The sequence below is a fragment of the Tardiphaga sp. 813_E8_N1_3 genome, from assembly GCF_051811025.1.
GTDB lineage: Bacteria > Pseudomonadota > Alphaproteobacteria > Rhizobiales > Xanthobacteraceae > Tardiphaga.
The window spans coordinates 2115621-2130500 of sequence record NZ_JBPWQE010000001.1 but is presented as its reverse complement, the minus strand read 5'-3'; the positions used below and the strand labels follow the sequence as shown (position 1 = coordinate 2130500).

At 62.0% G+C, this 14880-nt stretch carries 15 protein-coding genes; 12 read left to right on the top strand and 3 right to left on the bottom strand.

Going from position 1 to position 14880, the window contains the following annotated elements; translation table 11 throughout:
- Positions 1–13 precede the first annotated feature (13 nt).
- Entirely contained in the window at positions 14–751 is a 738-nt protein-coding gene (locus AB8A33_RS10105) for an NUDIX hydrolase (protein ID WP_089263756.1), read from the top strand.
- Positions 752–868: 117 nt separating this feature from the next.
- Complete coding sequence (locus AB8A33_RS10100; protein WP_439092581.1) at positions 869–1096, top strand: hypothetical protein; 228 nt, start codon at positions 869–871, stop codon at positions 1094–1096.
- A 51-nt stretch (positions 1097–1147) separates the two neighbouring features.
- Here AB8A33_RS10100 and AB8A33_RS10095 read toward each other — a convergent pair whose 3' ends face one another.
- A complete protein-coding gene (locus tag AB8A33_RS10095) occupies positions 1148–1885 on the bottom strand; it encodes an SDR family oxidoreductase (protein ID WP_439077511.1) in 738 nt (245 codons plus the stop codon).
- A gap of 117 nt (positions 1886–2002) precedes the next feature.
- Here AB8A33_RS10095 and AB8A33_RS10090 point away from each other — a divergent pair, with 117 nt between their 5' ends.
- The 4 genes from AB8A33_RS10090 to AB8A33_RS10075 all read left to right on the top strand — a co-directional run bounded on the left by AB8A33_RS10090 (position 2003) and on the right by AB8A33_RS10075 (position 5812).
- Positions 2003–2917: a LysR substrate-binding domain-containing protein gene (locus tag AB8A33_RS10090; RefSeq protein WP_439092580.1), complete on the top strand. Its 915-nt coding sequence runs from the start codon at positions 2003–2005 to the stop codon at positions 2915–2917.
- Between the two features lie 240 nt (positions 2918–3157).
- Positions 3158–4483 carry an LLM class flavin-dependent oxidoreductase gene (locus tag AB8A33_RS10085; RefSeq protein ID WP_439092579.1) on the top strand — a complete coding sequence of 442 codons (1326 nt, stop codon included), beginning with the start codon at positions 3158–3160 and terminating at the stop codon, positions 4481–4483.
- Positions 4484–4609: 126 nt separating this feature from the next.
- Positions 4610–4777, top strand: a complete 168-nt coding sequence (rpmG, locus tag AB8A33_RS10080; protein ID WP_068732385.1) for a 50S ribosomal protein L33 — start codon at positions 4610–4612, stop codon at positions 4775–4777.
- 261 nt (positions 4778–5038) lie between these two features.
- Entirely contained in the window at positions 5039–5812 is a 774-nt protein-coding gene (locus AB8A33_RS10075; RefSeq protein ID WP_439092578.1) for a hypothetical protein, read from the top strand.
- Positions 5813–5818: 6 nt separating this feature from the next.
- On the opposite strand, the gene AB8A33_RS10070 is transcribed toward AB8A33_RS10075, so the two are convergent.
- Positions 5819–7192: a PleD family two-component system response regulator gene (locus tag AB8A33_RS10070; protein ID WP_439092577.1), complete on the bottom strand. Its 1374-nt coding sequence runs from the start codon at positions 7190–7192 to the stop codon at positions 5819–5821.
- Positions 7193–7202: 10 nt separating this feature from the next.
- A complete protein-coding gene (locus AB8A33_RS10065) occupies positions 7203–7568 on the bottom strand; it encodes a response regulator (RefSeq protein WP_068732379.1) in 366 nt (121 codons plus the stop codon).
- Between the two features lie 222 nt (positions 7569–7790).
- Here AB8A33_RS10065 and AB8A33_RS10060 point away from each other — a divergent pair, with 222 nt between their 5' ends.
- The 6 genes from AB8A33_RS10060 to AB8A33_RS10035 all read left to right on the top strand — a co-directional run bounded on the left by AB8A33_RS10060 (position 7791) and on the right by AB8A33_RS10035 (position 14867).
- On the top strand, positions 7791–8084 hold the full coding sequence (locus AB8A33_RS10060; RefSeq protein WP_089263750.1) for a DUF3572 domain-containing protein: 294 nt from the start codon (positions 7791–7793) through the stop codon (positions 8082–8084).
- Positions 8081–9376, top strand: a complete 1296-nt coding sequence (locus tag AB8A33_RS10055) for a DNA polymerase IV (RefSeq protein WP_439092575.1) — start codon at positions 8081–8083, stop codon at positions 9374–9376. Before AB8A33_RS10060 ends, AB8A33_RS10055 begins: the two co-directional genes overlap by 4 nt.
- 71 nt (positions 9377–9447) lie before the next feature.
- Positions 9448–9801, top strand: coding sequence for a hypothetical protein (locus AB8A33_RS10050; RefSeq protein WP_439092574.1), 354 nt, complete (start codon positions 9448–9450; stop codon positions 9799–9801).
- A gap of 94 nt (positions 9802–9895) precedes the next feature.
- Positions 9896–10303, top strand: a complete 408-nt coding sequence (locus AB8A33_RS10045; RefSeq protein WP_439092573.1) for a FixH family protein — start codon at positions 9896–9898, stop codon at positions 10301–10303.
- On the top strand, positions 10300–11715 hold the full coding sequence (locus AB8A33_RS10040; RefSeq protein ID WP_439092572.1) for an efflux RND transporter periplasmic adaptor subunit: 1416 nt from the start codon (positions 10300–10302) through the stop codon (positions 11713–11715). The genes AB8A33_RS10045 and AB8A33_RS10040 overlap by 4 nt, the downstream gene beginning before the upstream one ends.
- Positions 11712–14867 (top strand): efflux RND transporter permease subunit, encoded by a 3156-nt coding sequence (locus tag AB8A33_RS10035; RefSeq protein ID WP_439092570.1) that lies wholly within the window; start codon positions 11712–11714, stop codon positions 14865–14867. The genes AB8A33_RS10040 and AB8A33_RS10035 overlap by 4 nt, the downstream gene beginning before the upstream one ends.
- The last annotated feature ends 13 nt before the right edge of the window (positions 14868–14880 follow it).

Sequence of the window (14880 nt, the reverse complement as noted above, 5' to 3'; positions counted from 1 at the left end):
TTCAGGAGACGGAATGAGCGACGCAGTCGAGATCGGCAAGGAAGCCGACCACCATCCCTATAAGCGTCCGCGCGACGCTGCGACCCTGATGCTGGTCGATCGCTCCGGCCCGATTCCGAAAGTGCTTGTCGGCAAGCGTCACGACAAGGTTGTGTTCATGCCCGGCAAGTTCGTCTTCCCCGGCGGCAGTGTCGACACGACCGACAACAAGATTCCGGTGGCTGCACCTTTGCCGCCGGAGCTTGAAGCCAACCTCATGAAGGGCAGCCCGAAGACGCCGCCATCGCGCGCGCGTTCGCTCGCTGTCGCCGCCATCCGCGAAGCCTGCGAAGAAACCGGCCTCTGCCTCGGCCGCAAGGTCGATGGCGCGACCAGGAAGCTCCCCGGCGTATGGGAAGCCTTCAGCGATGCAGGTCTCCTGCCCGATCCCTCCGGCCTGTTCCTGATTGCGCGCGCCATCACACCACCCGGCCGTATCAAGCGCTTCGATACGCGTTTCTTCACAGCTGACGCATCATCGATCGCGCATCGCGTCGAGGGCGTCGTGCATGCCGATGCCGAACTGGTGGAACTGGTCTGGGTCGAACTCGGCTCCGCGCACCTCGCCGACGCGCACGCAATGACCAAGAACGTGCTTAATCAATTGCAGCAGCGTCTCGCCACAGGCCCGTTGCGTCACGACGCGCCACTGCCCTTCTTTCATTGGTACAGCGGCAAGATGCAACTCGACATGCTGCCCGGCGAAAGCTGAGTTAATCAAATAAGAGGGCTCGCTTTTCGACCTATTCTAATTCTAACTGTTTCCTTAGTGGGATAACTGGTGTGGCGCGGTAGGCTACCGTTGTCTTGCTCACAGGAATTCCCAGTTATGGGACAGATGAATTGGACGCCGCAGGTCGAGTCTTCGACATTTACGCGCGCGTCACTGGAATATCGTCGCAAGGCGTCGGCCCTCAGCCAGCGCGCGAGCGTGGAAGGTGACCCGCGCAAAGTTCGCGCATTGCTGCAACTCGCCATCTCGTGGATTCAGGTTGCTAAAAACGAAGAGCTGATGGCGAGCGAGTATCGCGCCAGCGCGCACATGCACAGTTTCTGACATGAGAAGACGCCGCATATGCGGCGCCTTCCTGATCTGCTAGGCCCATCGTCAGATCTGAGCGAGGCCACCGTCGACGAACAATTCTGCGCCGGCGACGAAGCTGGAATCGTCCGATGCCAGGAACAGAACCGCCTTCGCGACTTCGTCCGCGGTGCCGAGGCGACCCAGTGGCACCAGCGTCTTGAGGAAGCCCTTCACGTCATCATTCGCGAATACGTCCAGGCCAGGCGTCTGGATTGGTCCGGGGCTGACGACATTGACGCGGATCCGGCGTGCCTTGAGATCGGCGGTCCAGCTGCGCGCAAAGGAACGGATCGCAGCTTTGGTCGCATTGTAGACGCTGAAGGACTCCATGCCCTTCGATCCCGACACCGAGCCGGTGAGAACCACCGAGGCACCGTCGGAGAGCAGCGGCAGTGCCTGCTGCACCGTGAACAAAACACCCTTCACATTGATGTCGAACATCTTGTCATAGACGTCCTCGGTGATCTGGCCGAACGCGCTCAATTCATAGCCGCCGGCATTGGCGAACAGCACATCGATCTTGCCCTTGGCAGCCTTCACCGTATCGAACAGATGCGCGAGATCGGCGAGCTTGGCTGCGTCCGCACGCACACCGACGGCCTTCGGACCGAGCTGCTTCACGGCGGCATCGAGCTCGGCCTGGCGGCGGCCGGTGATGAACACGGTGGCGCCTTCGTCGATAAAGCGCTGCGCGGCGGCCAGACCGATGCCGGCGCTGCCACCGGTGACGACTGCGATTTTACCTTCGAGTTTGCGGGTCATGATGCTCTCCGTCTGATTTGGGGCGGCGCCATCGCCGTCCGACATGGAGAACATCCTCCATTCGCTCATTAGCGGTTATGGGCTTGTTCGGATATTATTTATCCGTATTTTGGATGAATGACCGATACAGTTGCCCTTTTCCAGGCTTTCATCCGCGTCGTCGAAGCGGGCTCATTCACCCGTGTGGCTGAGGAGCAGAATTCCAGCCAGCCGACCGTCAGCCGCCAGGTGGCAACGCTGGAAGACCATCTCGGCACTCGATTGTTCACCCGTACCACGCGCAAGCTGACGCTCACCGATGACGGCCGCAGTTTCTACGAGCGAGCCAAACTGGCGCTGGAAGCCGTTGCCGAGGCCGAGGGCGCGGTGGGACGCCGCCGGGCCAGACCATCAGGCACGTTGCAACTGGCCCTCCCCGTGGTGTTCGGACGGCTGCGGGTGATCCCGCATCTGAAGGGGTTTCTGGCGCGCTACCCCGACGTCAGTGTCGACCTCGTAATGAGTGACGGCTTCAGCGATCTGGTCGAGGACGGCATCGATCTCGCGATCCGCTCCGGCGTCGTAACCGACCCGAACCTGATCGCCCGGAAGATCGGCGTGACACGCCGCATCCTGGTGGCCTCGCCGTCCTATCTGCGCGGCAAGACGCTGCCTGCGCATCCGAACGATCTCATCGGGCATGATTGCATCCCCTATACGCGCTTCACCGGCGGCGTGACCTGGCGCTTCGAAAGTCCGGACGGCCCGATCGCCATCGAAGCCACGGGACCGGTGCGCACCCAGAGTTCGGAAGGCATTCGCGAAGCCGTGATGTCCGGCCTCGGCATCGGGTTTGTGCCGATCTGGCATTTCACCGATGAGATCGAGACCGGTCGTCTCATTGTGCTGCTCGAAGCCTTCGAACCGAAACCGGTGCCAATCAGCGCGGTCTATCCCTCGCGCCGCTTCGTGCCGCAGAAGACCCGCGCCATGATCGACTACCTGGAAACGCAATTCGCGATGGACCCGACGGTCAATCCGAAGCGGGTGTAGCCGGTCACACCCAGCCCCAAGCTCGTCGTTCCGGGGCGCGCCCTTGCGCGACCCCGGAATCCCGACATGTTCATCACTCCGGGATTCCGGGTTCGCCCACGAAGACGTGGACGCCCCGGAATGACGAGCGGAAATGTGCTCCGAGCGTTCAGCAAATCGCAAAAATCTTCTCGCAGGATATGATGGCTTTCCCTGCGCATGTCCCTATCTGTTCCCGACCAGCATCACGGGGAATTCCAGATGGCGAAGCGTCAGTTGAAGCTCGGGGCCTTCATGCGCCCGATCAGCATCCATACCGGCGCATGGCGCTATCCCGGCGCTCAGCCTGACGCCAACTTCAACTTTCCCTTCCTCAAACAGATGATCCGGAAGCTCGAGGCCGGCAAGTTCGACGCCTTCTTCATGGCCGATCATCTTGCAGTGCTGAACATGCCCGTCGAGGCGCTGAAGCGCAGCCACACGGTGACATCGTTCGAGCCCTTCACGCTGCTATCGGCGCTGGCTGCCGTCACCGACAATATCGGCCTCGTCGCCACCGGCTCCACCACCTTTGACGCGCCCTATCACGTCGCCCGCCGCTTTGCGTCGCTGGATCACATCTCGGGCGGCCGCGCCGGCTGGAATATCGTCACCACATCGAATCCCGATGCCGCGCTCAACTTCGGCCTGGACGATCACATGGAGCATGCCGAGCGCTACAAGCGCGCACGCGAATTCTACGACGTCGTCACCGGCCTGTGGGATTCCTTCGCCGACGATGCCTTCATCCGTAATGTCGAGACCGGCATCTTCATGGATCCCGAGAAGATGCATGTGCTCGATCACAAGGGCCCGTATCTCTCGGTCCGCGGCCCGCTGAATATCGCCCGGCCCGTGCAGGGCTGGCCGGTGATCGTGCAGGCGGGCGCATCGGAAGACGGCAAGCAGCTCGCCGCCGAAACAGCAGAAGCCGTGTTCACCGGCGGCGGTCCGATCGGCGAAGCGCAAAAGCTCTATGCCGATATCAAGGGCCGCATGGCCGCGCTCGGCCGCGACCGCGACCATCTCAAGATCCTGCCCGGCGCCTTCGTGGTGGTCGGCGACAGCGTGGATGAAGCCAAGGAGAAACGCGCGCTGCTCGACAGCAAGGTGCATTACGCCAACGCCATCGCCTCGCTCTCGATCAACCTCGGCACCGATGCCTCTGTCTTCGACCCCGATGGCCCGCTGCCCGAGATTCCCGAAACCAATGCCAGCAAAAGTGGCCGGGAGCGCGTCATCGCCCTCGCCCGGCGCGAGAACCTGACCGTGCGCCAGCTTGCGCAGCGCCTCGGCGGCTATGGCGGCTCCGCCTTCGTGGGCACGCCCCAGACCATCGCCGACGAGATGCAGGAATGGCTGGAAACCGAGGCCTCCGACGGCTTCAACATCATGTTCCCCTATCTGCCGGAGGGGCTGAACGACTTCGTCGACCGGGTGATCCCGGAACTCCAAAAGCGCGGGATTTTCCGCAGGGAGTATGAAGGCCGGACGCTCCGCGAGAATTTGGGGCTACCACGGCCCGAAAACCGCTTCTTTCCGGGTTAAGACCCGCAAATCCCCGGATTTACCACCCCGGAAAACCTTGACTTTGGGGCGTTCGGGGCTAGGTTGCGCCCCAACACGGCCAGTTCTCTGGCTGTCACCCGATTCCCGACATTCAGAGGTTCTACCATGGCCAAAGCGGTCACCATCAAGGTCAAGCTCGTTTCCACCGCGGACACCGGCTTCTACTACACCGCCAAGAAGAACTCGCGCACCATGACCGACAAGATGGTCAAGAAGAAGTACGACCCGGTCGCGCGCAAGCACGTCGAATTCAAGGAAGCCAAGATCAAGTAAGCGCTGAATACAGCCGCTGACGGATTTTGAACGGGGCCCTTTCGGGCCCCGTTTTCTTTTAACCTCTCCTCGCTCTTTTGCGGGGCGAGGTTAAGTAAGAAGCCCAGCTCAATCGTTTCAATTTTAGCGATCCGCGCAGCGCCACGTTTACCCTGCCACAACTATGGCGGGCATGAAGCCTGCGATTGAAACGGTATTCACGTCATTTCGTGCGACAAGTCGGTATCATTCGACGCAATTGATTTGCATCGGGAGCGCCCCTTGTCTTTCCGCGACACAGACACGACGGCTGGCCAGTTCACGTCTGCGGTGTCTCTAGCGGGCGTTTTCGTCCGCTACGCATTCTATTTTTTCGGAATGATTGTATTCGGCCTCATCGCCTTCGGAATGATCTGGCTCTGGAGCAATCGCGTCCAGGTGGTGGAGACCAAGCCGGGCTTCAGGATCACCGACGGCAGCTTCGGCCGCCTACCCGTCAGCTCCGATGTCATCACCAGCGGTTTGGTTGGCCGTGTCGAGATCATGCAATACGGTGCACTGGATCATCGCGGAATCGATCTCACAGTGGCGGTCGCATTCCCGCCTCCGGGCGGCGTCCAGACCCGGCCGACTTTCGAGCCGCGCGACACAAAGCTTTTGCGTAACATGCGCTTCCAGACGCTCTACACTCACTTCGATCTGGAAACACGCTACGGCCCTGTGCATGCCGTCGAAACGCGCGTCGAGACCGATGGCCGCTGGAAACAGTGCCTCGCCTTCAGCTCGCGCTTCGATACCAGAGCCGTATTCCTGAGTGGCTGGACCTGCGACGCCACCGGCACCAAGCCGGGCGCAGACGCCCTCGCCTGCGCACTCGACAAACTTGTGATCGACAAGGAATTGCCGACAAAAGAAGCCGACGCGTATCTGCGCGCACGCATGACGCGCCCCGCTTACTGTGCGGCCCGGCAGGTCACACAGACCTTCGATACGGGATCACGCCCAATCTCGCCGCCGTCGCGATGGTCGCAGCCATCGGCCAGAACGCGTCTCTGATATAATTTAAGCGGCCGCAGCAACCACGCGGTTGCGGCCGTCGTGCTTGGCGCGATACAGCGCCACATCGGCACGCTTGAGCACGTCGGCGACGGGCTCGCCCTTCTTCTCCAGCGTCGACAATCCGATCGAGATCGTGACCTCGATGCGCTTGTTGCCCTTGTCGATGGAGAACGGTTCGCCGGCGATCGAACGACGCAGACGCTCGGCCACCATGCTGGCGACGTGCATGTCGGTCTCGGGCATGACGATGACGAATTCCTCGCCGCCGTAGCGACAGGCCAGATCGATGCCGCGGATCGACTTGCGAATGCGCACGGCGAATTCGCGCAGCACGTCGTCACCGCAATCATGACCATGATTGTCATTGATCGACTTGAAGAAGTCGATGTCGAGCATCATCAGCGCCAGCGGCTTACCGCGGGTCGCCGCCTGCTCTGCCAGCGTTTCCAGATGGCTTTCCATGTAGCGGCGGTTATGCAGCCCGGTCAGACCGTCGGTGATCGCGGCTTCGATGGAGTGCTGAACGTTGTCGCGCAGATGGTCGGTGTAACGGCGACGGCGCACCTGCGTGCGGGCGCGGGCCAGCAGCTCGTTCTTGTCCACCGGCCGCATCAGGTAGTCGTTGACGCCGATCTCGAGACCGCGCAGCAGCCGCGGATTGTTGTCGGCATCGGCAATCGCGAGAATCGGAATCTGCCGCGTGCGCTCCAGCGAGCGCGCCTGGCTGCACAGCCGCAATCCATCGTAATTCTCGAGGCTTAGCGACACGATGAGCAGATCGTAATTGCCCTCGGCGGCATGAAACAGCGCCTCGGCCGGATTGGGTTCGACATCGACGGTGTGTTCGGCCGACAGGACCGGCGCCAGCCGCTCATAGGACGATGGACGATCGTCGACCAGCAGGATGCGTCCGCCCACACCCAGATCAGACACGGCGCTGCGCTCGGGCGCCTGCACGCCGATTTCCAGCGAGGTGATGGCGCGCATGCGCAGCTCATCGGTCATCATCTTCAGACGCGTCAGCGAGCGCACGCGCGCCACCAACACGGCATCAGCGACGGGCTTGGTGAGAAAGTCATCGGCGCCGGCTTCCAGACCGCGCACGCGATCGGACGGCGAATCCAGCGCGGTGACCATGACCACGGGAATAAAATGCGTCTTTGGATTGGCCTTCAGGCGACGGCAGACTTCGAAGCCGTCCATGTCGGGCATCATGACGTCGAGCAGGATCAGGTCGCATTCGGAACGCGCGCAGACTTCCAGCGCCTGTGCACCGTTGGACGCGGTGATGACGTCGAAGTATTCCGCCGAGAGACGGGCTTCCAGAAGCTTCACGTTGGCGGGGATGTCATCGACGACAAGAATACGCGCTGACATAGGGAACTCCCTAACCGATGAACCGACGCACGGTTTCGATAAATTTTCCGACCGAAATGGGCTTTGACAAATAGGCTTCGCAGCCGCCTTCGCGGATACGTTCTTCGTCGCCCTTCATGGCGAAGGCTGTGACGGCGACGACGGGGATCATGCTGATCGCAGGATCCTTCTTGATCCAGCCGGTCACTTCGAGACCGGAGACCTGCGGTAGCTGAATATCCATGAGGATGAGATCGGGGCGGAGCGAGCGGACAAGATCGAGCGCTTCATAGCCATTACTCGTGCCGACTGTCTGATAGCCATGGGCTTCCAGCAGGTCACGGAAGAGCTTCATGTTGAGCTCGTTGTCCTCCACGATCAGGACGGTTTTTGCCATCCCGCCCTCCAATCCAGAACCCGAGCGTTCTTGTTTCGCGGAGCATGATTGCCCTGCGTCACCGGCCAATGTGATGTTCGAAGCGAACTTCCAAATTCACTTCGGCCACCCCGCCGAAGTGCCCGTGTACCGCGCGTATCCCTGCAACTGGAATCGCCCCGGTGACTCGGGCATGATGACTTAAAATAGAGACGATAAGTTACGGAAAGGCAAACACGCGTGATGAAAAAACCCCAGCGCCACCCCAGCGAAGTCGCTGAAATCGTTGCGATTCAGGCGCTATCCTTCGTTGCCGGGGAACCCGAGCGGCTGGGCCTGTTCCTGTCCGAGAGTGGAATCGGTCCGGAGACTCTCCGCTCGGCTGCAAAGGATCCACAGTTCCTCGTCAGCGTGCTCGATTTCGTGCTGCGCGACGACGAGACCGTGAAGGCGTTTTCGGCGTCATCGCAACTGGACCCGACTACGATCGCCGCCGCGCGGCAGGCGCTCGATCCTCGCGGGCAGGACTTTACGTGAGTCCCTCTCCGGCAGAGCTGAGCGGACCGCGCTGCTTCTGCCGGGATTGCCTTGTCGATCTGGATGCACGCGTCAAGCGCTGCACGTCATGCGGGTCGCCGCGCCTGGTGCGACACCACGCGCTGCCGTCGCTGACGCTGGCACATATCGACTGCGATGCGTTCTACGCCACCGTCGAGAAGCGCGACAATCCCGACATCGTCGATCGGCCCGTCATCATCGGCGGCGGCAAGCGTGGCGTGGTGTCCGCGGCCTGCTACATCGCACGCACCTACGGCGTACGCTCGGCTATGCCGATGTTCAAGGCGCTCGATCTCTGCCCCGACGCCGTCGTGGTACGGCCCGACATGGCGAAATATGTCCGCGTCGGCCGCGAGGTCCGCCATGCCATGCAGGCGCTGACGCCGCTGGTCGAACCATTGTCGATCGACGAAGCCTTTCTCGACCTGTCGGGCACGCAGCGCGTCCACGGCATGATCCCGGCCAAGGTGCTGGCGAAATTCGCCGCCGATATCGAGCGCACCGTCGGCATCACGGTTTCGGTTGGCCTGTCGGTGAACAAGTTCCTCGCCAAGATTGCCAGCGATCTCGACAAGCCCCGCGGCTTCGCCACGCTCGATCAGGAAGACGCCGTCGCCATGCTCGCCGACAGACCCGTCAGCTTCATCTACGGCGTCGGCCCGGCGACCGCGGAGAAACTCTCGCAGCGCGGCTTTCGCAAGATCAGCGATCTACAGCGCGCCGATGAGATCGACCTGATGAAACAGTTCGGCGGCGAAGGCCGCAGGCTGTGGCGCCTGGCGCGCGGCATCGACGATCGCCTCGTCGTCGCCGATCGCGGCGCCAAAACGATTTCCAACGAGACGACGTTCAATGAGGACATCCGCGACTACGCCACGCTGGAAAAGATCCTGTGGCGATTGTCGGAGAAGGTCTCCTCACGACTGAAGAGCAGCGAATTGTCCGGCACAACGGTGACGCTGAAACTCAAGACCGCGGATTTTCGCCAGCGCACCCGCTCGCAGTCGATCCAATCGCCGACGCAGATGGCGGCGCGGATCTTCGATATCAGCCGCGAGATGCTGGCAAAGGAAATCGACGGCACCGCCTTCCGCCTGATCGGCACCGGCGTCAGCGCGCTGAAGCCCGGCGCGGAAGCCGGCGACGACAACATGCTCGACCGCCGCTCGTCCCATGCCGAACGCGCGATGGACGACCTCAGGAAGAAGTTCGGCAGCGCCGCGGTGATCCGCGGCATCGCCTATAACGGGCCGCAGAAGCCAAGGACATAATCCCCATAGGGATTGCGAACTTGTGATGTGCCCGGGCTTCCCACGCTGTGGTGGCCGTGAGATGGTCGAATATGGATCTTCGTCGACTCCTGAAATTCTTTCTAGCGATTGTCGTGACCATCGGCCTCTCGATGGCGCCGGTGGTGACTCCGGCGGCTGCCAACGGGCCGTCGGCGACGATGACCGACATGTCGGCGATGTCTGGAGACATGCCCTGCTGCCCATCCGAACAGAAGAGTAAGGATTGCCAGGACTGTCCACTTCTCGCGATTTGTGCGTTGAAGACTGCCCAGGCGGGGCCCACCCTGGCGCCACCCATGACGGTTCGCCACGCCGTCCGAACCTACCACTCGGTGCTGAATGACGCGCTGACCGATGGCGTCAACCGCCCGCCTCCAGACCACCCTCCTCGCATTTCGATCTGAGCGGCGCTGAGCGCCGTCGCTGCCGCGTGCCTCCTGGCGCGTGGATGACGCATGCCGTTCGCGGCACATCAGATTCAATCGAGGATACCAAACCATGAAGACGTCTCACTCCCCGCGCGCCTTACGGGCTGCGTTGATCGCTGTCGCTTTGGGCGGCGCAAGCACGGCTGCACTGGCTGACATCAAGGACTACACGTTCGAGCTCGTCGATCAGTCCGTTCAGGCCGGCCCCGACAAGACTATCACCGTCCGCCTGATGAACATCAGGACCGGCAAGCCCGTGCCGGATGCTGTCATTTTCGCAACCCGTCTCGACATGGCTCCTGACGGCATGCAGGAGATGGCCACCAAGGTCACGCCAGTATCGGGGGCCGAGCCCGGCACCTACAAGTTCAAGGCCACTTTCGGGATGGCCGGTCGCTGGCAGCTTTCTCTCGGCGCCAAAGTGCAAGGAGAAACCGGCTCCGTCGAGAACAAGCTCGTCATCACGGCGCAGAAATGAACCGCGCCGTTTTAGCTGGCACCGCCGCCGCGTTCATCACGGCGGCGGTAGGTGGATTCATCGTCGCGCAGCGACCGTTGACGCATACCCTCGCCTTAGTCACCCCCGCCGATGCGCAGGAAGCCCGCGCGCCTATCTACTATCAGGATCCGGATGGAAAGCCGGCTTATTCGCTGACGCCGAAGAAAACGGCATCAGGTCGCGACTACCGCGCCGTGCCCGCCGGAGCCGACGTCAGCTTCGAAGACCTCACGGAGACCATGCCGATTTCGGAGCCAGTGTCGACTGGCACCGACGCGAGCCGCAAGATCAAGTATTACCGCAATCCGATGGGACTGCCGGACACGTCACCAACGCCGAAGAAGGATTCCATGGGGATGGATTACATCCCGGTGTTCGACGGCGACGATTCCGACGATGGATCAGTCAAGCTTTCTCCGGGCAAGATACAGCGCACGGGCGTGAAGTCCGAGCCAGCCGCCAGGCGCGTGATCCGGACGACGATCCGTGCACCCGGCACGATCCAGCTCGACGAGCGGCGCATCTCCGTGATCTCGATGCGCGCGGAAAGCTGGGTGCAGAAGGTTGCCGACGTCACCACCGGCACAAAGGTCCGCAGCGGGCAGCCTTTGATGGATATCTACAGCCCCGCGATCTCGTCCGCTGCGGCGGAATACGTCGCCACCATCACGTCGAAGACGACGGGCGGCGACGGACTGTATGGGCGCGGGTCGCGTCAGCGGATCATGAATCTCGACGTTCCGGACACGGTGATTGCCGAAATCGAGAAGAGCCGCATCGTCCCGATCTCCATCGCATGGGCCGCGCCGCGGGACGGCATCGTTCTCGAGCGCAACGCCATCGAAGGAATGCGCGCGCAACCCGGAGACATCCTCTTTCGTATCGCCGACACCTCGCTCGTCTGGGCGATGGTCGATGTCGCGGAACGCGATCTTGGAGCCGTCGCCGTCGGACAGCCGGTGAACGTCAGGACGCGCAGCCCTTCCGGCAGGCAGTTTGCAGGCAAGGTCAACGTGATCTACCCGCAGGTCAATCGCGAGACCCGGACAACACGCGTCCGTATCGAACTCGCGAACGCCGATCTCGCTCTGCTACCGGACATGTATATCGACGCTTCGATCGAGACCGGAAGTGCGGATCCGGCGGTGTCCATCCCGGAGAGCGCTGTGATCGACACCGGCACCCGGCAATCGGTGTTCATTGACAAAGGACAGGGCCGCTTCGAACCGCGCGGCGTCGAGCTGGGCCGTCGCGGCGGCGGCTACGTCGAAATCCGCGAGGGAGTCGCAGACGGCGAACCAGTCGTCATTTCGGCCAATTTCCTGATCGATGCAGAAAGCAATCTGAAGGCCGCACTGAAGGGCTTTTCCGACGCGAGGAGCCCACAATGATCGCCCGCATCATCGCATGGTCGGCGCGCAATCTGCTGCTGGTGTTGTTCGGCACAGGGTTCGCCGCAGCCGCGGGCATCTATGCGCTGGCGCATCTGCCGCTCGACGCTATCCCGGATCTCTCCGACACGCAGGTCATCGTCTATACCGAGTACCCCGGCCAGGCGCCGCAGGTGATCGAGGATCAGGTCACCTATCCGTTGACGACGGCAATGCTCACAGTGCCGAAGTCGAAAGTTGTGCGCGGGTTCTCGTTCTTCGGCGTGTCGTTCGTCTATGTCATCTTCGAAGACGGGACCGACATCTACTGGGCCCGGTCGCGCGTTCTCGAATTCCTGAACGGAGCCACGTCCCGCCTGCCCGCCGGCGTCACGCCGACGATGGGCCCCGACGCCACCGGCGTCGGCTGGGTCTACCAGTACGCGGTGATGTCCAAGGAATTGAACCTTGCTGACACGCGGGCGATCCAGGACTGGAATCTGAAGTTTGCGCTCGCCAAAGCCGAAGGCGTCGCCGAAGTCGCCAGCGTCGGTGGCTTCGTCAAGCAATATAACGTCGTGCTCGATCCGCTTCGGATGCGCGACCTCGGCATCACCATGCAGAAGATGCGGGATGCCATCCGCGCCAGCAACGCCGATGTCGGCGGTCGCACGGTGGAGCTGTCCGAATTCGAATATGTCATCCGCGGCAAGGGCTATCTGAAGTCGATCAATGATCTCGGCAATGTCGTGCTCAAGACGAACAACGGCACGCCGGTCCTGCTGCGCGACGTGGCGCGCGTCGAACTCGGCCCCGACGAGCGGCGCGGCATCACCGAACTGAATGGTGAAGGCGAAGTCGCCAGCGGCATCGTGCTGCAGCGTTTCGGCGTCAACGCCCTCGACGTCATCGAGAACGTCAAGAAGCGCTTCAAGGAGATCGCCAGCAGTCTGCCGAACTCCGTCGAGATCGTTCCGGTTTACGATCGCTCGAACCTGATCAACGCCGCCATCGCGACGCTCAAGCACACGTTGTTCGAAGAAAGCGTGGTCGTCGCCCTCGTCTGCATTTTGTTCTTGCTGCATGTCCGCAGCGCGCTGGTCGCGATCCTCATGCTGCCGGTCGGCGTGCTGATGGCGTTCAGCGCCATGAAACTGCTCGGTCTTGGCTCCAACATCATGAGTCTCGGCGGTATCGCGATCGCCATCGGTGCCATGGTCGATGCCGCCATCGTCATGATCGAGAACGCCCACAAGCATCTTGAACGCGCAGACCCCGGCAAATCACGTGTGGAAGTCCTGATCGAGGCAGCCTCCGAGGTGGGCCCGGCGTTGTTCTTCAGCCTGTTGATCATCACCGTGTCGTTCATGCCGATCTTCACGCTGGAATCTCAGGAAGGACGTCTGTTCAGCCCTCTGGCGTTCACCAAGACGTTTTCGATGGCAGCCGCCGCCATCCTGTCGGTGACGCTGGTCCCGGCCCTGATGATCATCTTCGTTCGCGGCCGGATCGTTCCGGAACACAAGAATCCGATCAACCGCTTTCTGATCTGGGTCTACCGGCCTGTCATCACCGCTGTGATGCGCGCGAAGACGCTGGTTGTGGTGCTCGCACTCGCCGTTCTCGCGGCGAGTATCTGGCCGGCCCGTCAGCTCGGGACCGAGTTCATGCCCAGTCTCAACGAGGGCACGCTCATGTATATGCCGACGACGCTGCCGGGCATCTCCGTCACCAAGGCGGGAGAACTGCTGCAGATGCAGGACAGGATCATTCGGTCGTTTCCGGAGGTGGTTTCGGTCTACGGCAAGGCGGGGCGCGCTGCCACGGCGACCGATCCCGCCCCCTCCGAAATGTTCGAGACGATCATCAACCTCAAACCGAAGGAAGAGTGGCGAACCGGTCTCACGGTCGATGGACTGATCGCCGAGATGGACAAGGCGCTGCAGTTTCCGGGCGTGTCGAATGCCTGGACCATGCCGATCAAGGCCCGTATCGACATGCTGTCGACTGGCATCCGCACGCCCATCGGCGTGAAGGTGATCGGCACCGACCTAGTCGAGATCGACCGGCTTGCCAAGCAAATCGAGCAGGTACTCAAGGCGGTGCCGGGCACGTCGTCGGCCTATGCCGAGCGCGGCATCGGCGGCTACTATCTGGACGTGACGCCAGATCGCGAGGCATTGGCGCGCTACGGCATCATGATCCAGGACGTCCAGGACGTGATCGGAATCGCGCTCGGCGGCCAGACGGTGACAACGACCGTGGAAGGCCGGCAACGCTTCACCGTCAACATGCGGTACCCCCGCGACCTCAGAGACAGCCCGCAGGCCATCGCCAGTGACGTGCTGGTGCCAATGCCCGGCGGTGGCGCGGTCCCGCTCGGCGAAGTAGCCAGGATTGCGCTGGCGAGAGGGCCGACGTCGATCCGGACGGAGAACGGACAGTTGGCCACCTACATCTATGTCGACATCCGCGACCGCGACCTCGGCGGCTACGTGGCCGACGCGCAGCGCGCGGTCCAGGCGAGCATTCAATTCCCGCCCGGCTACTACGTGATGTGGAGTGGCCAGTACGAATATCTCGAACGTGCGACGGCGCGCCTGAAGATCGTCGTGCCGGTGACGCTGCTGATCATCTTCCTGCTGCTGTACCTGAACTTCCGGTCGATCACCGAAACGATGATCGTCATGCTATCGCTGCCGTTCGCGCTGGTCGGCGGCCTCTGGCTGATGTGGTGGCTCGGTTTCAACCTGTCGGTTGCGGTCGTCGTCGGCTTCATTGCGCTGGCTGGCGTTGCCGCCGAGACCGGCGTGGTGATGCTGATCTATCTGAATCAGGCATTGACCACGATCCAGGCCCGACGGGACATTGAAGGACGACCTCTGACGCGCAGCGACCTCTACGACGCCATCATGGAAGGAGCGGTCGAACGCGTCCGTCCCAAGATGATGACGGTGGTCGCCATCATGGCGGGCCTGCTGCCGATCATGTGGAGTACCGGCACGGGCTCGGAGATCATGCAGCGCATCGCGGTGCCGATGATCGGCGGCATGATCTCGTCGACGCTGCTGACGTTGATTGTGATCCCGGCAATCTATGCAATTGTTAAGGGCTATCGGCTGCCTCAGGCCGGCTTGATCCCGGCAGAAGGGATAGTGCCCGTGACCCGATAGCCCGGAGCTTAGA